At 37.2% G+C, this 21,669-nt stretch carries 17 protein-coding genes and 2 pseudogenes; 11 read left to right on the top strand and 8 right to left on the bottom strand.

Annotation, left to right across the window (positions count from 1 at the left end):
* Positions 1 to 15: 15 nt before the first annotated feature.
* Positions 16 to 2,529: a T9SS type A sorting domain-containing protein gene (locus IPJ80_05995; GenBank protein MBK7913032.1), complete on the bottom strand. Its 2,514-nt coding sequence runs from the start codon at positions 2,527 to 2,529 to the stop codon at positions 16 to 18.
* 315 nt (positions 2,530 to 2,844) lie between these two features.
* Between IPJ80_05995 and IPJ80_05990 the strand changes: the two genes are divergently transcribed.
* Positions 2,845 to 3,384 carry a hypothetical protein gene (locus tag IPJ80_05990; GenBank protein MBK7913031.1) on the top strand — a complete coding sequence of 180 codons (540 nt, stop codon included), beginning with the start codon at positions 2,845 to 2,847 and terminating at the stop codon, positions 3,382 to 3,384.
* Between the two features lie 30 nt (positions 3,385 to 3,414).
* Here the strand turns inward: IPJ80_05990 and asnB are convergent, their stop codons facing one another.
* The 3 genes and pseudogenes from asnB to IPJ80_05975 form a co-directional block, all read right to left on the bottom strand.
* The gene (gene asnB, locus IPJ80_05985) at positions 3,415 to 5,304 is read right to left on the bottom strand and encodes an asparagine synthase (glutamine-hydrolyzing) (GenBank protein MBK7913030.1); all 1,890 of its coding nucleotides are present in this window, start codon (positions 5,302 to 5,304) and stop codon (positions 3,415 to 3,417) included.
* A 139-nt stretch (positions 5,305 to 5,443) separates the two neighbouring features.
* Positions 5,444 to 6,411: pseudogene (locus IPJ80_05980) on the bottom strand (NAD-dependent epimerase/dehydratase family protein).
* Positions 6,412 to 6,534: 123 nt separating this feature from the next.
* Positions 6,535 to 7,533, bottom strand: coding sequence for a hypothetical protein (locus IPJ80_05975; GenBank protein MBK7913029.1), 999 nt, complete (start codon positions 7,531 to 7,533; stop codon positions 6,535 to 6,537).
* A gap of 61 nt (positions 7,534 to 7,594) precedes the next feature.
* Between IPJ80_05975 and IPJ80_05970 the strand changes: the two genes are divergently transcribed.
* Positions 7,595 to 8,206 (top strand): DNA-3-methyladenine glycosylase, encoded by a 612-nt coding sequence (locus IPJ80_05970; GenBank protein MBK7913028.1) that lies wholly within the window; start codon positions 7,595 to 7,597, stop codon positions 8,204 to 8,206.
* Here the strand turns inward: IPJ80_05970 and ftsH are convergent.
* Together ftsH and rsfS are read right to left on the bottom strand one after the other, a co-directional pair.
* Positions 8,207 to 10,197, bottom strand: a pseudogene (ftsH, locus tag IPJ80_05965) (ATP-dependent zinc metalloprotease FtsH).
* A gap of 61 nt (positions 10,198 to 10,258) precedes the next feature.
* Entirely contained in the window at positions 10,259 to 10,627 is a 369-nt protein-coding gene (gene rsfS, locus IPJ80_05960) for a ribosome silencing factor (protein MBK7913027.1), read from the bottom strand.
* Positions 10,628 to 10,715: 88 nt separating this feature from the next.
* Between rsfS and IPJ80_05955 the strand changes: the two genes are divergently transcribed.
* From IPJ80_05955 to IPJ80_05940, 4 genes are all read left to right on the top strand, one after another.
* The gene (locus IPJ80_05955; protein MBK7913026.1) at positions 10,716 to 11,462 is read left to right on the top strand and encodes a biotin--[acetyl-CoA-carboxylase] ligase; all 747 of its coding nucleotides are present in this window, start codon (positions 10,716 to 10,718) and stop codon (positions 11,460 to 11,462) included.
* On the top strand, positions 11,459 to 11,773 hold the full coding sequence (locus IPJ80_05950; GenBank protein ID MBK7913025.1) for an antibiotic biosynthesis monooxygenase: 315 nt from the start codon (positions 11,459 to 11,461) through the stop codon (positions 11,771 to 11,773). Before IPJ80_05955 ends, IPJ80_05950 begins: the two co-directional genes overlap by 4 nt.
* 398 nt (positions 11,774 to 12,171) lie before the next feature.
* Entirely contained in the window at positions 12,172 to 13,386 is a 1,215-nt protein-coding gene (locus IPJ80_05945) for a trypsin-like peptidase domain-containing protein (GenBank protein ID MBK7913024.1), read from the top strand.
* 197 nt (positions 13,387 to 13,583) lie between these two features.
* Positions 13,584 to 14,300 (top strand): ComF family protein, encoded by a 717-nt coding sequence (locus tag IPJ80_05940; protein MBK7913023.1) that lies wholly within the window; start codon positions 13,584 to 13,586, stop codon positions 14,298 to 14,300.
* A gap of 169 nt (positions 14,301 to 14,469) precedes the next feature.
* On the opposite strand, the gene IPJ80_05935 is transcribed toward IPJ80_05940, so the two are convergent.
* Together IPJ80_05935 and IPJ80_05930 are read right to left on the bottom strand one after the other, a co-directional pair.
* Positions 14,470 to 16,518 (bottom strand): hypothetical protein, encoded by a 2,049-nt coding sequence (locus IPJ80_05935; protein MBK7913022.1) that lies wholly within the window; start codon positions 16,516 to 16,518, stop codon positions 14,470 to 14,472.
* An 86-nt stretch (positions 16,519 to 16,604) separates the two neighbouring features.
* Positions 16,605 to 17,339 carry a hypothetical protein gene (locus tag IPJ80_05930; protein ID MBK7913021.1) on the bottom strand — a complete coding sequence of 245 codons (735 nt, stop codon included), beginning with the start codon at positions 17,337 to 17,339 and terminating at the stop codon, positions 16,605 to 16,607.
* Between the two features lie 119 nt (positions 17,340 to 17,458).
* On the opposite strand from IPJ80_05930, the gene IPJ80_05925 reads away from it, so the two are divergent.
* From IPJ80_05925 to IPJ80_05905, 5 genes are all read left to right on the top strand, one after another.
* Positions 17,459 to 18,376, top strand: a complete 918-nt coding sequence (locus IPJ80_05925) for a M23 family metallopeptidase (protein ID MBK7913020.1) — start codon at positions 17,459 to 17,461, stop codon at positions 18,374 to 18,376.
* Between the two features lie 47 nt (positions 18,377 to 18,423).
* On the top strand, positions 18,424 to 19,446 hold the full coding sequence (locus tag IPJ80_05920; protein ID MBK7913019.1) for an outer membrane beta-barrel protein: 1,023 nt from the start codon (positions 18,424 to 18,426) through the stop codon (positions 19,444 to 19,446).
* Positions 19,447 to 19,458: 12 nt separating this feature from the next.
* Positions 19,459 to 19,860, top strand: a complete 402-nt coding sequence (locus IPJ80_05915) for a TerB family tellurite resistance protein (GenBank protein ID MBK7913018.1) — start codon at positions 19,459 to 19,461, stop codon at positions 19,858 to 19,860.
* A gap of 154 nt (positions 19,861 to 20,014) precedes the next feature.
* Positions 20,015 to 20,506, top strand: a complete 492-nt coding sequence (locus IPJ80_05910; GenBank protein MBK7913017.1) for a macro domain-containing protein — start codon at positions 20,015 to 20,017, stop codon at positions 20,504 to 20,506.
* Positions 20,507 to 21,151: 645 nt separating this feature from the next.
* On the top strand, positions 21,152 to 21,622 hold the full coding sequence (locus IPJ80_05905) for a DUF456 domain-containing protein (protein ID MBK7913016.1): 471 nt from the start codon (positions 21,152 to 21,154) through the stop codon (positions 21,620 to 21,622).
* Positions 21,623 to 21,669 lie beyond the last annotated feature (47 nt).

The following is a 21,669-nucleotide window of genomic DNA, read 5'->3' as shown; positions in this document are numbered from 1 at the left end:
ATTGTAAGCTGTGGCTTAATACCAAAGAAATTTAATAACTTTTTGTTGGTTCCCTGATTGAATGCAAATAAAATAGATGCCAGCAGGTAAATTTCGAGCATCTAGCTTTGATTGAATTTGTTTTTCACTAAATTGCTTTAGCAGACAACTATGGTTATATACATCCTTAATTGAAATAGTCAGGTTTTCATTGGTGTTTGATTCCAGTTCAACATAAATTAGTTTCTCATAAGGATTTGCGACGAGTTTAATCACTTCAAATCCATAATTCTCATCCACAGCAGTCACTTCTTTAACAACAAAAGGTCCAAATTCTTTCACACATAAATTTGCATCCGTCAATTCCACATAATAGGTCCCAGCACTAATCAATTCAATGGGATTGGAGCTCATTCCATTTGACCAATTGTACTGATAGGGTTGTATGCCTCCTGAATTAAACAGTTTTATTTTTCCATTATTTAATCCAGCACTTGCAGGACTTATTTCAGCTTGATCTAAAATGATTTCATCTGGTTGTAAAATGGTAAACTCCTGTGCAATTGTATTATTTAATTGGTCCGTAATGTTTACCAGATAGTTGCCTGCTGTTAAATGTTTGATAGTGCTTGTAGTATCCTGATTGTTCCACAGGTAACGATAGGGTGGCTGTCCGCCTTCAGTTATAATTTGTATGGAGCCAGTCGCTTCACCATAACAACCTACATGCTTTAACTCGCTGGATGCTATTGATAAGATGCCAGGTTTAAAAATAAATACGGGTGTACAGATCGTATTGTTGCCACATTCATTTTCAACCTGAAGGCAGATATTGTATTCTCCATAATTTTCATAGCGGTGTTTGGGATTTGGTTCAAAAGAATGATGACCGTCTCCAAAATCCCAATAAAATTGATCAGGTAATCCAGAAGAGGTATTAAATAGCTCGATTTCAAGATTGTCTGTTTTTGATATAAAATCAGCAATTGGTTTTGTCTTTTCCAAAATGCTAATGCCTTCCTTATTAGTGCAATAATTTCCAATATTGGTAATTTCCAACTCATAATTTCCAGCTTTTGAAACGCTGATTAACAAACTATCTGAAAGACCATTAATCAAACCATTTGATGTGCTCCATCGATACAGAAAATTTGCCCCAGTGGATGAAGCAGAAGCATTCAGTTGTATCTGTGTTTTAAAACAACTTAAAGTATCCGGATTTTGTATTGCAATGTTTGGAATTAATTGATCCACTTTCACCTGAAAACTGTCTTCATTCATACAGGAAGTGAGGGTATCCTTAACTGATAAAATATAGTGTCCACTTTTTGCAACCAGAATAAAACTATCCCTGGAATGAAATGCAGAATCCTCTAAATTTTTCCAATTGTATTTTACGCTTACTGCAAGTTCTTTACTTTGTAGTTTTGAATTTTTAATTTTACAATTAAGTATAGAATCTCCGATAATATTTAGTATCGGTTTAATCGTTTGTGGGACATATACTTTTAGTGAATCACTGCAATTATTGACATCTATCAGTTGAACTGGATACGTTTTTCCGCCAATTAGATTTTGAAACAGTGCTTTGTTTTGATATCCATTCCCGATATCGTATTTATAGGGAGGCGTTCCTCCTTGTGCAATCAGTTGAATGCTGCCGGATGTTGTTTCACAAATGTCGGGAGTTGTTATTGCTGAGAAATTTATTGCGGCAGTTTGATTTATTACATAAAAACCGGTCACACTACAACCCACATGATCCGTCACGGTCACTTTATAAGGACCTGCACTTAATTGATCTATTTTTGAAGTGGAATTTCCATTTGACCAGGAATATGAATAGGGTGCAACGCCATATCTGGATTGAATTTCAATAGATCCTGTATTGTCACCATAACATTTCACGTGATTTAATTTATTACTGGAAATTTCAAGCATTTTTGGTGGAGCATTGATGATCCAGGGTCCAAAATTTTTATAATAACCGTTGTCATCAGTAATGGTAACCTGATAGCTGCCAGGACCTAAATCTTCCAAATTGCGGCTTGTTTGTCCGTTGCTCCAGTTAAATTTAAGATTCCCAAAACCACCTATCGTGTTTAGGTTAATTTTTCCATTAAATCCACAAAAACAATGCGTAAGATTTGCGGTAGCATTTAATTTAAAACTATATCGAATCCAATTCTCTACTTCGAGGTAGGTTTGTGTTTTTAGTTCCCAAACTCTTTTATCCGGTGAAATGGTATAGAGCAAGGGATAATAAATCACATTGTAATCTGCAATGACATTGGCACCATTGCTAGGACTTAAATTGGCAATGGTGTAGGGCATGCCGGTTACAAAATCCCCTTGGGACAGGTAATTGCAATTTGCAGGTCCGTACAGGCATTCTGTATTGGTGGCATAATCTGCTTCCATAAAAATGACGGTGGTTTCGGAAGCATAATTGTTATAGATATCACGCATTACATGGCTTTGATGAAAATCCCAGCAATAGTGACACCAGGTTACCCCAAATTCAACAACTGCAGATTTGTTTGAACCCATTTTTGAATATAAGTTGTAGTTTAGTCCGTTGACGTCAGTCACAGAAAAATCTAAGGCCACACTCCCATTAGAAACTTGAGAAAAAGAATTAAAACCAATGAAGAGGAATAATAATAATGAGACGTTCCGCATTTGTAACAAGCATTTACACCTGGAGCATTGCCCTAAGGCAAACAAATTTAAGAAATTAAATAATAAATGCCAAATTTGTATTTAGGATTAGAATTTTGCAATAGGATCCTAACATATTTAATATTTGTGTATATGATAAGAATCAAGCATTTTTAAACGTAATAAACTTTAGATCGCTTCCATATGAATCAGAAACGGGACATGCAGTTATTGGTACTTATTATAATTATTGGATACCTCATAAATTTTATTTTAGGATTTGTCGGTGCTTGTTTTGAAACAAATTCTTATTTGCAGATCTTGTTATGGCAAATCGGAGATACCGGAGGGATCACTGCATCCATTTTGGCAAGTCGATATGTTGGTGCAAAGGGATTTCATTTATCTGCAGCAAGTTTTAATATGCTGGGCATCGTTTATGGAATTTCATTTGGATCGTTTTCCTTTACTCAATTGAATGCAGATAAAATGGCCACTTTATTAATTCCTATGATTCCCGCAGCGTTATTGGTCAGTCTTTGTAAATTATTTCCGTTTTGGACAAGAATGCTGGCCGTTCTAATTTGCATTCCATTTTTTATTATGTATGTAAATATTATTTCTGGAACCTATCAATCTACAAACTGGATAAATTATGTAAGTTTTTCAGGAATTCAATTGTTGGGTTTAATCTGGTCTTATTATATTTATAAAGATTATAAAAGAAGTTTACAAGTAGTATAAAAATTCAATTTACAAGAAGTCTTAACTATCTTATTTTATAGTTTCTCCCTTCAAAAACAGCCTGCACCACCATTCAAAGCACAGTAAACTCCAAATCAATAAGCGGTGATTGATGCGTTGATCGCAATGTTCATGGATAATGTTTTGTATAAAGGCAGGTTCGATAAATTCATGGCAGGCAATATTTTTACCCAATAGCAATTCCTTAACGTAGGCAGCATTTTCACCCCGGTACCAGGATTCATCCGGCGAACTAAATCCTTGTTTTTTACGGTTAATGATTCGTTCGGGTAGGATATCCTTCATAGCCTGACGCAATACATTTTTGCCATCGTAGTAATCTCCATATAAAACCCGTTTATTACCGGCAGTGTTTTCATCCAATTTTTTCATGGCTTCCAAATTTGCAAGTTTATACCGGATGGGTATTTTTTGTGCAAATTCTACCAGCTCATTATCCAAAAATGGAAAGCGTTCTTCCAAACCATTGGCCATCGCCAGTTTATCGCCGACCAAAAGCAGCCCCGGTAAAAATGTTTTACTCTCAAAATACAAACTGTTTTGAATGTGCTCTTCCGGAGTATTGTATTTTAGTTTTGGATTAAACAAAAAGACTTTTTCAAAAACCTGACGGGGTAAATTCATGTCAAAATTCTTGGCTATCTGCGGATGAAACAATTTTGATTTTTGTTCATCTGTCACCAGACGTTGCCAAAATCCGTAATAATTTTCAAAAAATTCTTTTCGATCCAATGATTTAAATACGCGATAATATCGCCAGGGATATCCACCAAAAATTTCATCGCCTCCGGTTCCTTGCAAGCAGACTTTTACAAATTTTGAAGCAAGCCGGCTGATGTAATAATTGGAATAGCTCATGCCCACTTTCAAATCTTCTAAATGCCAGACTACTTTCGGTAAACTCCATTTTATATCACCGGCATTCAGTACCTGTTCGTAATGTTCAGACTTGATAAAATTCGCAGTAATTTCTGCATCGGTCCGTTCGTCAAAGCCCATTTCATTTCCATGAACCTCACTCATTTCAAAACCGGCAGTAAATGTATACAAGCGATCTACTTTTTTACTGGCTAACACACTGAGCGAACCGCTATCCATGCCTCCACTTAAATAAGAACCCACTGGGACATCGGCTACCATTTGTTTTTTAACAGCCAAATCCAACAGGCGTTTGGTTTCTTCAACGGCATCTGTTGGGCTAATGGTTTCGTCGGGTTCTGTGTAATTATAATCCCACCACGAATGATGTTGCAGCTCTTTATTTAAATCAACGCAAACCGTATTGGCAGGGGGCAACATGTGCACCCCTTTAAAGAGTGTTTTATAACTAAATAAATTTTGAAAAGTAAAATATTCATTTAGAGATTCCTGATCTAATACAGACTTGAATACCGGATGTGCAAAAAAGGCTTTAATTTCGGAAGCAAACAGAAAAACACCGTCTTTTTGAAAATAATATAAAGGCTTTACACCAAACCGATCTCTTGAAAGCCATAATTGTTTTGTTTCCCGATTCCAGGCTGCTATGGCAAACATCCCATCCATCTTCTTGAAAAAATCAGGACCCTCCGCGGCTAGTCCTTCACAGATCACTTCGGTATCGCAGGTACTTTTAAAATGATGACCCTTTGCCTGTAAATCGATTTTTAATTTTTGATAATTGTAAATGCACCCATTAAATACAACAATCCAATTTTTATTATTGGAGAACATGGGTTGTTTTCCATTCTCACTTAAATCCAAAATGGAAAGTCGTTGATGCCCTAATCCAATATTTTGTTCACAAAAAATGCCTTCTCCATCCGGACCTCGATGTGCCAGTTGACGAGACATTTTTTTTAGCAGTTCTTCCGATACTGCAGTTTGATTCAGATTATATATTCCGCTTAAGCCACACATTTATCAATTACGAATTACGAATTATCAATTACGAGTTATCGATTACGAATTTTCGATTACGAAATATCAAATACGAAATATCAATTACGAATACAAACTAAGAACTATTAATTCGTAATTCGTAATTACTAATTCGTAATTATTCATTCCCCTTCCTCCATGCGATCAATTTCTTTAGTCCATCTTCCAATTCAATGGCATATTTAAATCCTATTTCTGATTCTGCTTTTTGTCTGGAACCGATTCTGTTTTGTACCAGGGCACGCGCATCATCTGCAGAGTAAGGTTTATATTGAACTTTTAAATCAGATTGTTTCAATTTAAGGATGGTGTCACACAATTCGCGAATGGATGTTTGAATTTCGGTACCGACATTATAAAAGCCGAAAGGAGTTTCACTTGTCAGGGCGCAGATATTGGCACGGGCAACGTCTTCAACATAAATAAAATCATAAGCCTGGGAACCATCACCGTTTATTATCGGTTGTTCGTTGGCATCAATTTTATTGAGCATGATGGGAATGACGCCAGTATATGCAGCGGTTTGGTCCTGATGAGGACCATACACATTCATATAGCGGAGACCAATAACCTGCAATCCATATCGATCGTTGTAAGCCGTACACATTGCTTCGCCTGCGATTTTTGTCGCACCATAAAAATTTTTATTGTTGTAGGGATGAGACTCGGTCATTGGGATTTCGACTGCATCACCATAAACGGATGCAGAAGAAGACCATATTAATTTTTAATATTATTTTTTACACATGCTTCCAATACATTAAAGGTTCCGGCTATGTTGACTTCAAATGCGGTCCGCGGATAATCTTTGCAATGCAGCAGCCACATGGCAGCCAAACAAATTACATAATCTTTTCCTTTTAATGCAGCATCCAAAATATCTACATCCCGGATATCACCACCATGCGAAAAGATACTGCAACGAGGATCTTTAAGAGATTCTGTTAAATATTCTTTTTTTCCCCGAGTGAAATTATCATAGATGACCACTTCAGCTACGGGATGTTTTAATAATTCCTGAACAACAAAGCTGCCGATAAAACCACTGCCTCCGATGACAACTACCTTACTATTCTCTAAATTCATATTGGAAACTTTATAATAGATGCAATAAAATTAGGGCGTCAAATTATAATTTTTGCAAAAGTAAAGTTTTCTGGCAGAATTCTACTCTAAATTGAATTGCGAATTACCTGGAATACCAGGACCTCAATACCTTTTCAGCAGCTTTCCCTTGGGGTGTATAATCTTTTTCAGGATAACCCTCATGGCCTTGACCATTTGGAAACCATTTCCATAAAAAACCACCAGCCCACCATTCATGTTCCCATAAATTTTTAAATAATGCTTCGTAAGTAGCTGCTTGAGCCATTTGATTGACGGAGTAAGCCTCAATATTTTTTCAATTTCCCATCCTTTTCCACCACTTCCATCTACGCTTAGATAACCGTACTCTGTAAACAAAATTTGTTTATTGAGTTTTCTGGAAAAACTTTCCAGCTTGTATAGATAATTCTGCCAGGCTTTATTGAGTTCATTTGCCGTTGGTGTCTGTTGTTCAGTTAATGGAAAATATGCACTAATTCCAATATAATCCAATGCATCCCAAATTGGAACTTCTGAGTAATGATCCCAATTCGCACTGTAGCATATTTTTCCTTTATACAATGATCTGATTTCAAGAATCAGTTTTCTAAAAAAGGATTCTCTTTTGATTACCGCGATATTGTATTCTGTAGCGATGCAAACCATTTCCACATTCAATTCCGCAGCAAGTTTGGCAAATTTTAATATGTAATTGCGATAATCGTGTTCCCATATCAGCCAATCGGATTCTAATTGAAAATCCATGCTGCCTACCCAGGATTTGTGAATGTAAACCTGTGGCTTTAACATCACATGCATGTTTTGCAATTTCGCTAAACGAATGCTTTCCCGAATGCCTTCTTCCCGTTCGCCCCACCATTGCCAATCCAAACCATGGTATCGGACTTCCGGTTTTTGTGGAGAAGAAAATGCATAAGGAATCAAGGCAATCCAATTTGCACCGATGTTTTTTATTGAGGGCATCGGATCTTCAGGAAAAACCTCCGGAGGCGCAACCATACTGATCCCTTTTATTTTTTGAAGGGGTTTATTAGTATTTACCAAGCTCAGTATTAAGTATAATACCAACATCCCTGATAAACTATAAATTAAGCTGCGCAAATTAATTTTTAACAAAGTTAATCATTCATAGAATACATGGATTCCAGTTAATTTTGTAGCAATGAAACTCATTGACAGAGAATATTATTTAAACCCGGATGTCGTCGGACTTGCAAAAAGTTTGTTAGGAAAAATAATAGTATCAAAGGTGGATAATCATATAACTTCAGGAATCATTATTGAAACAGAGGCTTACAAAGCACCCGAAGACAGAGCCTCACATGCTTTTAATAACAGACGGACTCCTCGAACCAGCACCATGTTTATGGAAGGAGGACATGCCTATGTTTATATATGTTATGGAATTCATCATTTATTTAACGTAATCACTGCGGTTGAAGGAATTCCACATGCTGTTTTGATACGGGCTCTTGAACCCCTGGATGGATTGGATCACATGCTCATTCGAAGGAAGATGTCAGCACTAAATTATACCATTACAAAAGGACCCGGTAGTTTGAGTCAAGCTCTTGGAATTACACAAAATTTAAATGCAACAAAATTGTATGATAGAAAAAGTCCCATCCAGTTGTTTGAATCAAATCAAAAGTATTCAGATTCTCAAATTGGAATTTCAAAACGGATTGGGGTTGAATCATCCGGAGAATCTGCAAGCCTGCCTTATCGATTTTATGTGAAAGGCAATGTATATGTGAGTGGAAAAAATACTTAGTTAAACTTCTTTTTCGGGTTCTTTTTCAGCTATTGGTTTTTCATCACTTACATGTTGTCCGCTGTGTGGAGTTGGCTCGGAAGATTTGTCTTTATGAAATGGAGAAGGACCAATCAAACGTTCAACATCTGATTTATGAAGTACTTCTTTTTTCAAAAGTTCCTGTGCCAGAATTTCTAATTCCGTACGTTTTTCTTTGAGCAATTCCTGTGCCCGGGTGTATTGAGATTCGATCAGTTTGCGAACTTCTTCGTCCATTATACGAGCTGTTTCATCGCTGTAGGGTCTTTGAAATCCTTCTTGTGATAAACCGTAATACGAAACGTTACCGACTTTATCATTTAATCCAAATACACTGACCATGCTGTATGCCATTTTAGTTACATGATCTAAATCACTCTGCGCACCGGTTGATATTTTATCAAACACAATTCGTTCGGATGCACGACCTCCCATGGTCATACACATGCGATCTAAAAGCGCTTCTGTTCTTGTGATGTATTCTTCCTTAGGTAAATATTGCGCATAACCCAGGGTACCCAAACCACGAGGAACAATGGTTACTTTAACCAAAGGAGATGCGAATTTTAAATACCAACCTATGATAGCATGACCGGCTTCATGATAGGCGATAACTTCTTTTTCTTCCGGAGAAATCAATTTATTTTTCTTTTCCAATCCACCAATAACACGGTCCAAAGCATAATTGAAATCATCCAGATCAATTTCTTTTTTATCACGACGCGCTGCTACCAATGCGGCTTCATTGCAAATGTTTGCAATATCCGCTCCCGCAAAACCTGGAGTCATTTCTGCTAACGCTTCCGGGGTAACAGTTGGAGATAATTTTAAATTCTTAAGGTGGACTTTAAATATTTCTGCACGGCCTTTTAAATCCGGTGGATCGATGCCAATCTGGCGATCAAAACGTCCGGGACGCAATAAAGCAGAATCCAGCACATCCGGTCGGTTGGTCGCAGCCATTAGAATAACACCGGCATCGGTACTAAATCCATCCATTTCCACCAACAATTGATTGAGTGTGTTTTCCCGTTCGTCATTACCACCCTGGAAAGTATTTCTTCCACGGGCACGGCCTACAGCATCTATCTCATCAATAAAAACGATGCAAGGTGCTTTTTCACGAGCCTGACGAAACAAATCCCGTACACGAGACGCACCAACCCCAACAAACATTTCTACGAAGTCAGAACCAGAGATCGTAAAGAACGGAACACCCGCTTCACCCGCTACGGCTTTTGCCAGGAGTGTTTTACCGGTTCCGGGAGGTCCGACTAATAAAACTCCTTTCGGAATCTTGCCACCCAATGCGGTATATTTTTTTGGATTCTTTAAAAAATCAACCACCTCCATGACCTCTTCTTTCGCTTCTTCCAATCCAGCTACATCGGCAAAAGTCACATTGGTATTTTGATTTTTTCAAATAAGGTCGCTTTCGATTTACCAATATTAAAAATTTGCGCTCCGGGTCCTGAACCACCACCACCAACACGACGCATTAAAAACATCCAGATACCAAGAATGATCAGAAAGGGTACCACAAAAGACAGGATGGGTCCCAACCAGTTTTGTTTTTCTTCGTAACTAATACTTATTTTATTGGTAAGATGTTCGTTGTATTTATCAATTTTTTCCTGAAATTTTTCTGCAGGTCCAATGTTAAAATAAAAATTAGGTCTGACACCTAAAGAAGAACTGAGTTTGTCTTTGTATTCTTCTTTATTGATAGCATCTTTATTTAAATAAACGTAAGCCTGTTTTAAATTGACTACTTCAATTTTTTCAATATCCCCTTTGGTAGCCATTTCTTCAAAGCGAATGGAATTAATATTTCCTTTGCCTGGAGATACCATGTAAAATAAATTTACACCGATGATGATCAATAAGATGATCCCGTAAATCCAATACGCATTGAAGCCTTCATTATTTTTTTTATTCGGATTATTATTGGGAGTGGGTTGTTGTTCCATTAATTTCTATTATGTTACGTTGAAATTTAATAACGATTATAAATTCAATTAGTTGCTTTTATCAGATATTCTTGTACTCAGTAAACTTTGCATCACTCCATAAATCTTCAAGTTCGTAGTATTTCCGGGTGTCTTTATCGAACACATGGACCACTACGTCAAAAAAATCAACCAACACCCAACGAGCACCGATTTGTCCTTCAGAATGGGCACGTTGTCCCATTTCCGTTTTAACTCTGCGTTCAACATTGCCGGCAATCGCTTTTATCTGGGTACTGCTTTCCCCTTCGGTAATTATAAAATAACTGGCTGGAGCATCCGGTAAATGACGAAGGTCTAATTGGACGATGTTTTTACCTTTGATATCCTGAATACTGTCAATAATCAAGGCTAGTAATTCCGCAGTGTTTTTTGCAGAATCGGAAGTAATGGCTTTAGTACGTGGCAATGTGTAGGGTAAATTTAAGATAAAGTAAATATATAAACAATTTATAATATATACAAGTTTTCTAAAGAGGATGGAATTTGAATTTCCACATATTTATGAATATCAAATTGATTCAACCAATCGGCTTGCATCGGATCTACTATCAAAAACCAATCCAGAGCATGGATTTTTAGTTATAACTGACTATCAGACAGATGGAAAAGGCCAATATGGCAGATTTTGGCAAAGTACTGCCGGACAGAACATTTTAGCCAGTTTTATTATCTATCCGCATCACGTCGAACTGGAGCAGATTTTTCGACTTCATTTGGCCAGCAGCCTTGCAATTGTGGATAGTCTGGAACCATATTCCTTACCCCGGCTTCGAATCAAATGGCCCAATGATATTTATTCAGGAAACCGTAAAATAGCCGGCATATTAATTCAAAACAATATCAAAGCCGGCAAGATTCAGGGATCTGTTGTGGGCATAGGAATTAATGTAAATCAAACCGAATTTCCTGAAAGTTTGAATGCGAGTTCGATCCAACTTGAAACAGGAAAATTCGTTTCAAGAGAGTCTTTGGTGATTAAGCTTCGTCAGGAGTTGTTGAGAAATATACAGGAAACCGATGAGGCAGTTTGGGATCACATGTTAAAACGATACAATGAGCTATTATATCTGAAGGGAAATTCCACTGAATTTATTTTATTCGATGGAAACACGCTGCAAGGGATCATCCAGGAAGTAGATCCGTCCGGCATGATCATCCTTTTAGATAACCAACAGCAGCGTCGTGAATTTAAATTTGGAGAAATAAAATACCTCGCTACATGAATTCCTTCAAACCTTATTACGCGGTCATTTTTAGTTCCTATCTTTCTGATGATGCAGAAGGGTATGCAGCCATGTCAGAAAAAATGCTTGAGCTGGTAAAGAAACAAGAAGGATATCTCGGACATGAAAGTGCCCGGGATGGAATTGGAATCACAGTCAGTTATTGGGATAGTTTAGAATCCATAAAAAAATGGAAGCAAAATGAAGAACATCTTTTAGCACAATCCGAAGGACGTAATCGTTGGTATCAATCGTATCGTTTGCGCATCTGTAAAGTAGAGCGGGAATATGGGATGGAAAGGGAAGTCTGAACTTGTTAAGCTGTTAAGCTAATAAGCTGACAAGCTAATAAGCTAATAAGCTAATAGGCTAATAGGCTAATAGGCTGATAAGCTGACAAGCTAATAAGCTAAAAGAAATTTTGGATTCAAATTAATGATTAATTCGAATCACACGTTCCTTGCATCAAGCTTAACAGCTTTTCAACTTAACAGCTTTTCAACTTAACAGCTTTTCAACTTAACAGCTTTTCAACTTAACAGCATTTCAGCTTAACAGCTTATCAGCTTATTAGCTTAACAGCTTTCCAGCAAAAAATCTTCAAACTTCCCTCCTACCTCCGAGCGTTAAATCCATGTTAAACTGAAATTTATTAAGACCTATCAAGGCCAGTTCACGTTTTAAATTTGTAACACAAAAAACAATACGTATGAAAAAATACATCCACCCTTTCTTAGCAGGTATTACCGGAGGCCTTATGGTTATGGCGGTATTTATTTGGTTTCAAAGCGCACCAGCTGATTTACCGGAATCGAATTCTATGGTCCATGCGGTAAATTCTAGCCTGGCTGTTCCGGTTGGACCTGATTTTTCAGATGCTGCGGATAAAGCACTCAACGTCGTGGTACAGATTAATGCCCAGGAAAGTGAGAAACTGGCGCGTCAAAAAATGGATCAGAACAATCCGTTTGGCAACAACCCCTTTTTTCAGGAATTTGATTTAAGAAGTTTTGGGTTTGGGGCACCTTTTTATCAACAGAAAAAAGGCAGTGGCAGTGGCGTCATTTATTCCAATGATGGATACATTGTAACCAATAATCACGTAGTTGAATTTGCTGATGACATCGAAGTCATTCTAAAAGATGGACGAAAGTTTAAAGCAAAGAAAGTTGGCACAGATCCCAGAACGGATTTAGCTGTTTTGAAAATAGAAGCAAACAATCTTCCGGTCCTGCAGGTTGCCAATTCAGATTTATTGCGAGTAGGGGAATGGGTACTCGCGGTTGGTAATCCTTTTGGATACCTGACCTCAACGGTAACCGCCGGAATTGTAAGTGCAAAAGGCCGGGATTTGAATTTATTGGATCAGCAAAATGATGAGGATTATTACAATCCGTTTGAGCGTAAAACCCAAACGACTCCACCGGGAATTGAAGAATATTTACAGACCGATGCCGCAGTAAACCCGGGCAATAGCGGGGGTGCACTGGTAGATGTACAGGGTCGATTGGTGGGGATTAATTCGGCCATCGCTTCTAAAACAGGGTACTATTCCGGCTACTCCTTTGCCATCCCATCCAACCTCATGACTAAAATAGTTAAAGAGCTTATAAGTACCGGAAGTTTTGATCGCGGACGGTTTGGAGTTGGTGTTGTAAATGTTGATGAAGAAATTAAAAAAGAATTGAACTTAAATGTTGATTACGGCGTTGTAATTACAGAATTAGAGGATAAAGGTTCGGCTAAATTTGCAGGATTACTTCCAAACGATGTGATCGTTGAAATAAATAATAAGCCTGTAAAAACTGTTGAAGATTTACAAAAAGTTGTAGCTTTGTCCAAGATTGGTGAGACACTCTATACCAAGATCATCCGGGATGGTCAGGCAAAAGAGATACCCGTCAAAATCAAGAAAATGTTATAAAAGAAATAGGTAGCCATTTGTAGCTTTCTATAAAGTTGGTTTTTCGTTTTGTTTGAAGGTCCCGGCCATTCGTGGTCGGGATTTTTTATTTCTCAAGCTTACTTTTTACAAGAAGGATAGATTCTTAAATTTTCTTTCAGATAAATTATTTAACATTATATAATTTATTCTGATCTAATAATTTATAACACCCTATTATGGATCTATCGTTTTTCAAACAGGATCTTCCTCATGCGTTCAATTGTTTTTTGGATTTACTCTATCCAAATCTCTGCATTGCTTGTGGTGGAAGAACACATGCGCGGGAGGAGCTCTTTTGCCTGACTTGTCAATACCAGGTTTACCCTACTCAAATGCACCTTAGGCCTGAAAATGAATTTACGAATCACTTCAAAGGCAGAATTTCTTTGGTTGCAGGGGCCTCCTTGTATTATTATTCAAAAGGCTCCAGGGTTCAAAAAGCATTGGAACTGTTAAAATATCGCGGAGAATATGAAATCGGGATCCGAATTGGTCAACATTTTGGATCCTTATTAAAAAACGCAGCAAATTTTAAGAACCTGGATTATATCATTCCGGTACCACTCCACCCAAATAGAAAAAATCAACGGGGTTATAACCAAAGTGCTCAATTTGCCATTGGACTCTCCGAATCCTTAGAATGCCCTACACGCGAAGATATTTTAATTCGCACCAAAGAAACCATTACTCAAACCACTAAAAACCGAATCGAACGAAATCAAAACATCCAGGCCGCCTTTAAATTGCAAAGACCTGATTTAGTTAAAGGAAGACATGTCTTGCTCGTAGATGATATTTTAACAACAGGTGCTACTCTGGAGTCCTGTGCGCTGACCCTGCAACAATCTGAATTAGTTTCAATCAGCATGGCAACCATTGCGATGACAAGCTGAGCAGGCTAATCGTTTGAATAATGAAGCATGTCAGTAATCGTCCCCGGTTAGAAACTAATTTGCTGATTGGTCCATTGGAATGAAGATTAGGAGTCCTAAACTTAAAATATAGCTTTGTAAGCCAAAAGTCTTTTAAACCGATTTTACATTTTTCTTTATTTCCTAAAAATTATTTGCCCTCCAAATAATTTTTCTTAAAAAAGGTCTTGTATTCAGTCAGGGTTTTGAGGCGTAATACTTCGCGGTAGTTGTTTTGAGTAATGACAAAAGATTCCCAATTATCAAATCCGGTGATAAATTCTTTGGGTTTGCGTTGAATGCCTTCATAATATTTCATAGCCGCAGAGCGGGTATCAAATTTTCTGATGAGGATGAGTGGTTGATTAATTTCAATATCCAATTCAACACTGGTCATTTTTAAATTTTCCGGTTTGTGGTAATTTTGATTATAGTCAGAAATAGAAATTTTTGCTTTATCCACCACTTTATCCTGAGGATCAAATAGTACGATTAACACGAAATGCATTTTATCATCTTCCAATTTAAAATTGGTTTGATCCAGCGTATTTTGACTAATTTCAATAAACGCATCCTGGTCTCCTTTTAAAAACCGAAGAATTTCTTTTGCTTTTACCTCTTCGGCAGAAGACGGATAATTTGCGACTACATCGCGCAGTGCATTGATATAAACATCCTTGCCTTGCGTATTGCCTAAACATAAAGCGGACAATAATGCAACTTTTGCTTCTAAGACATGGGGTGGTTTAATTTTATTTTTTAAAATTTGTAAGGCACTGTAAGCATCTGCATAATTTTTATCTGAATACAATTTGTATGCATTGATGTAATCATTTGAAATCTCATCCCGTTTTGCCAATAAACTTTTTACATATTCCGGATCAGATAAAATTTTTGCGTAGTGACTTCCTGGAAACTCATAAATAATTTGATCGGAATACGAATTTGCACAAGCCTGATCCCGAAGGTCAAGACAATTTAAATATAAATAATAGAGGGCATCGATCCGTCGCTCATGTTTCGGATAAGCTTCCAACAATTTTTTTAAGCTGCCTGTTGACTTAGGATAATTTTCAAGTTTTTCGCGATACAAAATGCCTAATGCATAGAGAGATTCCGCAATTTTGTTTTTCGCCATTGTGATTTCTTCCGGACTATCGGGAATCGTACTTAAAATTTGAGCTAAATCGGATTCCAGGGTATCTGATTCTTCTTCAGTACGTTCAACCTTTATTTCATTTATTGAAAAAGTATTTTTGTTTTTACGACGCCAATTGTCTTCTAAAGTGCGATTTCCCCATATCTGTTCAAATTCAGAACGACCTCGATTGATTGATCGTTGATCGTATGCAAAAAAGCTGCTGGTTTGTTTTTTGGCATCGGCTTTTTTCTCAACTTCCCGATTAAACGGACCGTTTGATAAAGCTTCCATTTCTGCAAAACGATTTCGCAAATCCCGATTGGGATTGTTTGTATTTGGCTCTGCATTTTTTGCTTTGCGTGCATTTTTAAGTTGGATTGCCAATGCACGTTTGTCCTTGACTGAAAGTCCGGATATTTTTAATAAACTGTCCTGTAATGCAATTTGCTGTAAATGCTGGGCTATTTCTTCCAGGTTTGCAACCAACTTGGAAACTTTAATCCGGCGTTCATCATTTTTACCCAGCATTGTTAAGGTACTATCGTAGTATAATTTGGCTTTAAGGTAATCCTGATCATCAAAATAGATATCGGCCAATTTACTATAGACATCTGCTTTTTGTGAATTGCCTGTATTTGGAGCTTGTAAGGCTAGATTAAACTGATCGAGTGCTTCAGGTTTTTTATTATTTTTTAAACTGATCAATCCTAAAGCGTAATACAATTCCCCTTGAAAATCTTTATTTTTTGGATCTTTTAGAAGCGATTCAATGCCGGCGACAATTTTTTCAGGATCTGCACCTTCTGCAGCTTCATTCAGCAATAAATTCATTCTGCAATGAAATGCTAAATCATAACCTGGCTTCCACTCCATGCATTGTTTAAAATAGGTATTGGAAGACTCAAGACGATTTTCTTTTTGATAGAGCTGTGCAAGAATGAATGCATAACGCGCTTTGATTCGCTTCTTTTTAGTATGTTCAACAGCATTTTTCAAAGCTAAAATTGCTTTCTCCTGTTTGCCCGTTTTTAAATATAAATCAGCATAGGATGCATACAATTCACCTTTTAATTTCTTAGGAGCTAATGGATCAGATTCAACCCGTTTTAATAATTGTTCTGCTTCAAATGGTTTTCCACGTTCGACTAAATTTTTAGCAGCCCAAATAGCTCCTTCCCAAAAAGCCGGATAATGTGGAAATAACCAGGAACCTTCATTGGTAATTTTTTATTGGTTTTGTCCAGTTCGGAATCTGTTTTCTTAAGTGCTTGTGGTTTCGTTTCAACCGGAGTTGATGGAGTGGTTGTACTGGGTTTGGTTTTACTGTTTTTTGAACTATTTTTCTTGGCTTTAGCCCGATCTTTTTGTAATTGCTTTTTTTCTTTGGCTTTTTGTTCGGCTGCTTTTTTACGTTCTTTTTTTAAATCCTCCGCATCTTTTTTCTTTTCCTTAACGGTATTTTCCTTAATTTTTTTTGCTTTAATTTTATTTTTTATCGGGTCAAATTCTTCGATAAAAAAACGGAACGAACTTTCAGCAGTTTCATAATCCTTTTTGAGAAATTGCGCTTTACAAAGAACCAGATAGCAATCATCCGCCCAATGACTCACACGATGTGAGAATACTACATTAGAAACTTTCTCAATTGCTTTATCCAGTTTTGATTTTTGAGGATCTACACTTTCCGTAGCGATGTAGGTAAAGACCGGAAGTGTTTTACTGTAATTGTCTTTATAAGATTGATCAATTTCCAATAAACATTCGTCCATTATTTCATTGGCATTAAAATATCCATTGTATTTTGCGGTCGTGTTGTGATAAAACCGGCCTAAGGCGGAGGTATGCCCTTTTTTTCTGTGGGTGACACAGGAATTTGACAAAAACAGGCAAATAAAAATAATGCTACAAAGGACTCTACTTGAATAACTCATGAATTTCCGGGGAATGTCTACTATAACTAAAATTGGGCAAATTTATTGTAAATTAATTACTTTTAAGGATGGCTTTTGACTGGAATAAAACGAAGAAATGGGTTCAGGAACATTTGGAGAAGAAATTCTTAATTATTATCCGCAATGAAGAAACCTTCGAAGAAACGGCAAATTACCGCTTAACCCTTCAAAATATCTATTTATTGTCGTGCACGCTCTTATTGGGTTTGGGCATTCTCCTCTTTCTGTTGATTGCCTTTAGTCCGATCAAACGATATGTTCCCGGATATGGAGATTTGCGTTCACAGAGTGAATTTATTAAGCTGGAAAAGAAGATTGGTGGTTTGGAAGAGGAGTTGAAAGCCCGGGATACCTATATTCAGAGCGTTCAGCGTATTTTGACCGGCAATCCGGAAACCACGGATGACGTTACCAAAAACATCCACATCAAACAGGAAAAACCAGAACCATTGCCTAAAGTACGGGAAGACAGCATGTTGCGAGCTGAATTTGAAACCAGTCAGGCCCTTGAAGCCCGTTCAAAAACTCAAAACAGCGGCAATCGGGCTCAAGCAAGTCCGGTAACTATGAAAACCAGCGAACGGGAAAGTTTTACAGACCTGAATTTTGTTAGTCCCATACGAGGTCCCTTAGGGGCCGCATACGATCCGGCAAAAGGTCATTTAGGAGTCGATATCATCGCTCCCAAAAACACACCGATTAAAGCCTGCTTGTCGGGGACGGTAATTCAAGCCGATTGGTCTATAGAAAATGGACATACGATAGCCATTCAACACAGCAACAATTTAGTAAGTATGTATAAGCACAATTCAGCCTTACTTAAAAAAACAGGATCCCGTATTAAAGCCGGAGAGGCCATTGCAATTATTGGAAATACCGGCACCCTGACCAATGGTCCGCATTTGCATTTCGAATTGTGGTACAAAGGACAAACTGTGAATCCAGTGGAGTATATTCGTTTTTAATTTATATTTTTTCAAATTTGTATCTATTTAAATACTAATTGCAATTCATGAAAAATCTAATTTATTGTCTATTCTTAATGGGAACTTGCCTGGTGCAGGCTCAGAATCCTTTACAATCTTTAAGAGATGCAAACAAGGATTTATTTCAGCTTTCAGACAGCCTTAAAAACCTGGAGCGTTTGATGAGCAGAGGAGGAATTGACACGCTTCAGTTTGTAGAAATGAGTGGCGAATTATTAACTCAAATAAGTTCATTGGCATATTCCAATTATGATAATTATGCCCGATTGGATTATTTTAATGCAGAAGAAACGGTAGCCCCTCCGCCAACACCACCATTGGGAGCTATGGTGGATGCTGTATATCAAGGCCAACAAGATACCATTCCGGAAACTATGCCTGAAATGCCCGAATTTAAAGCACCTATGAATCCCATGAGTTTGATCACCGGTTCCGGACGTCGAACTGGATTTAAGTTGCGTTACGGAATGTATTGGAATGGCCTCAGTCAAGGTACAAAAAATGCTGCGATAAATTACCCTGAATTTAAAACGGGATCTTCATTTAATTGGTTTGGAGAATTTGATATTTTATTGCAGACAAAATTGGGTAAGAATAAAGGACCTTTTTCTATATATTATGGGATAGGATTTGATAGACGACATTTTACACAAACGGATAAAGTCCAAATCTTGACGACATCAGGAGATGAGGCAATTTTTCGTAGGGATTCCGTACCAAATTATGAAGAATCAACCATTCATTTAGGCTATTTACGAATTCCGGTTGGACTGCAATTCAAAAGAAAAAAACTTGCTGTCAATTTGGGAGGGTATGTTGGATTTTTAACCAGCCATGCGCAATCACTTGAATTTAATACGGCTGATAAAGAAGAAGCGAATTTATTTCTTGATAAAAACTATGACTTTACGAAGACGATTTATGGTATAAGTACTTCAATTGGTTACAATAGAATTCATATCGGATTTAATTATGATCTTAGTACCTTGTTTAATAAATCCAAAGATTACGAATACAATGCCTGGAGAGTAGGTATCCTCCTTTTTTAATTAATAAATCCCATGACGAAACCGGAACTGTTTTATGAGAAATTAGCCTATCTTTTTTATGCGATTGCAAATGCAGATGGTCGTGTAAAAAGGCAGGAATTGCAGATGTTGCATCAGGAGATCAACACCATTTGGAAAGAAAAAGATGATCCCGTTGATGAATTCAATACGGATTTGGTATTTGAGGTAGAAGCTGTTTTTGAATGGTTGGAAGACAATCGCTATGATTCAAAGGATGCGTTTAATGATTTTAAAGATTTTGCGCTTAGTCATAAAACTTTATTTGATAAGGATACCCAGCAAAAAATACTTCATACTTCAATGGCAATTGCCCATGTTTTCAAAAGCATCAATCACGATGAAGAAAATTTACTGCATCAACTTGAAGATTTATTAAATTCGATTGCTCATTGATTTCAATTCCATGATTTTTTAATGGGGATTTTCGAAATACCCAATCCAATTTAGTCGGATTTAATGATTGCTTTGATTTTTGTCATATCGAACTATGACAGGGATCACGGATTATAGGTCAAGGACCCCTTACCTTGGTGTATAATTTAACAATATGATAAAAGAAGTTGAAGGAGATATCCTTTTAAGTAATGCAGATGCCATTGCACATGGCGTAGCGCCAATGGATCATTTTGATACCGGATTTTCATTGAGTCTGCGAGAGAATTATCCATCGATGTACAAGGATTTTAGGCATTATTGTCAAACCTTTCATCCTAAACCCGGCGAAGTTTGGTTTTGGCAAAGTGCAGACAAGCGTAAAATTTTTAATTTGTTAACCCAGGAACAAGCGCCTGCAGCTTCTGCTCATCCCGGACGCGCAACCGCTTCCTCAATCAGGCATTGTTTAAAAAACATGGTAAAACAAATTGAAAAGGAAGGCATTAAAAGTTTGGCCATTACCAAATTATCAACCGGTGTTGGAGGCATGGAATGGTCTGAAGTAAAACCAATACTTGAAGAGCATTTGAATGAATTAGGCATTCCGGTTTATGTGTACAGTGTTTATCATAAGAATGTAGCGGCGGAAGAGGGAGGTCTTTAGTCTGTAGAAAGGAAGTCTTTAGGGAAATTTTCCAATGCTACAATGGTTCAATGCTGCAGTGTTAAAATTCTGCAATGCTGTAATGTTGGTTTTATATATCTGATTAAAAAGCGTAAATAAGTTCATTGTATTATCAATGAACCATTGCAGCATTGAACCATTTTAGCATTGCAGAATTTTAACGTTGCAGCATTACAAAATTGGAAAATTTCTCTAAAGACTAAACTCCTTTCTTACATGTGTCCTTCGTATTATAAGCAGTCCAACCTCGGCGGGACGCCTTCTGTAACTTGCTAGTCCATTCAAATTTATTTCTAAAATTAGTTACAGAATTAACCCATTAAACGATTTCAACATTGCAACATTTCAACATTGCAGCATTTTCCCTACAGACTTCTTCTCTAAAGACTAAACTCCTTTCTTACATGTGTCCTTCGTATTATAAGCAGTCCAACCTCGGCGGGACGCCTTCAGTAACTTGCTAGTCCATTCAAATTTATTTCTAAAAATTATTTAAAGAATTTACCCATTAAACGATTGCAACATTACAACATTGAACCATTGCAGCATTGGAAAATTGCAACATTTCCCTAAAATTCTCCCGAACTAATTTTCTAAATTTTTGGTTTATGATTGAAAGCAATTGTGGATATCCTGTTATTAGTTCTTGGTTTTGTGTGTTTACTTATTGGTTTAATAGGAGCGGTGTTACCGCTTCCCGGTCCGCCACTTAGTTTATTAGGAATCTTATTGATTCACTGGACCAAAACCTATGAGTTTTCATCGAATACCTTATGGGTCTTGATCATTTTAACTGTTGTGATTACGGTATTGGATTATTTAATTCCGGCATTGGGATTAAAGAAATACGGTGGTTCGAAAGCAGGGATGTGGGGCAGTATGATCGGACTTATACTGGGTATGGGATTAGGTCCCTTGGGTATATTTATAGGTGCGTTTGCCGGTGCTTTGTTGGGTGAACTTTTAGTGGGTAAAACATCTGCACAGGCTAGAAAAGCAGCATGGGGAACATTTATGGGATTTTTATTTGGAGTGGTTTTAAAAGTTGCGCTTTGTGTTGCTATGATTTGGATTGCAGTGACTGCTCTATTTTAAAAGACCCTGGTATTGGATGTAAGTGGTTCATGAAATCGTTTTTCATT

It is taken from the genome of Saprospiraceae bacterium, assembly GCA_016714025.1.
Lineage (GTDB): Bacteria > Bacteroidota > Bacteroidia > Chitinophagales > Saprospiraceae > Vicinibacter.
The sequence above is the reverse complement of the archived record's forward strand: the minus strand, read 5'-3'. Positions and strand labels throughout refer to the sequence as shown.

Coding starts and splice junctions, on each gene's coding strand:
- IPJ80_05995 (MBK7913032.1), bottom strand. CDS start 2,529: ATGGGTTCAAACAAATCTGCAGTTGTTGAATTTGGGGTAACCTGGTGT.
- IPJ80_05990 (MBK7913031.1), top strand. CDS start 2,845: ATGAATCAGAAACGGGACATGCAGTTATTGGTACTTATTATAATTATT.
- asnB (MBK7913030.1), bottom strand. CDS start 5,304: ATGTGTGGCTTAAGCGGAATATATAATCTGAATCAAACTGCAGTATCG.
- IPJ80_05970 (MBK7913028.1), top strand. CDS start 7,595: ATGAAACTCATTGACAGAGAATATTATTTAAACCCGGATGTCGTCGGA.
- IPJ80_05955 (MBK7913026.1), top strand. CDS start 10,716: ATGGAATTTGAATTTCCACATATTTATGAATATCAAATTGATTCAACC.
- IPJ80_05950 (MBK7913025.1), top strand. CDS start 11,459: ATGAATTCCTTCAAACCTTATTACGCGGTCATTTTTAGTTCCTATCTT.
- IPJ80_05945 (MBK7913024.1), top strand. CDS start 12,172: ATGAAAAAATACATCCACCCTTTCTTAGCAGGTATTACCGGAGGCCTT.
- IPJ80_05940 (MBK7913023.1), top strand. CDS start 13,584: ATGGATCTATCGTTTTTCAAACAGGATCTTCCTCATGCGTTCAATTGT.
- IPJ80_05925 (MBK7913020.1), top strand. CDS start 17,459: ATGGCTTTTGACTGGAATAAAACGAAGAAATGGGTTCAGGAACATTTG.
- IPJ80_05920 (MBK7913019.1), top strand. CDS start 18,424: ATGAAAAATCTAATTTATTGTCTATTCTTAATGGGAACTTGCCTGGTG.
- IPJ80_05915 (MBK7913018.1), top strand. CDS start 19,459: ATGACGAAACCGGAACTGTTTTATGAGAAATTAGCCTATCTTTTTTAT.
- IPJ80_05910 (MBK7913017.1), top strand. CDS start 20,015: ATGATAAAAGAAGTTGAAGGAGATATCCTTTTAAGTAATGCAGATGCC.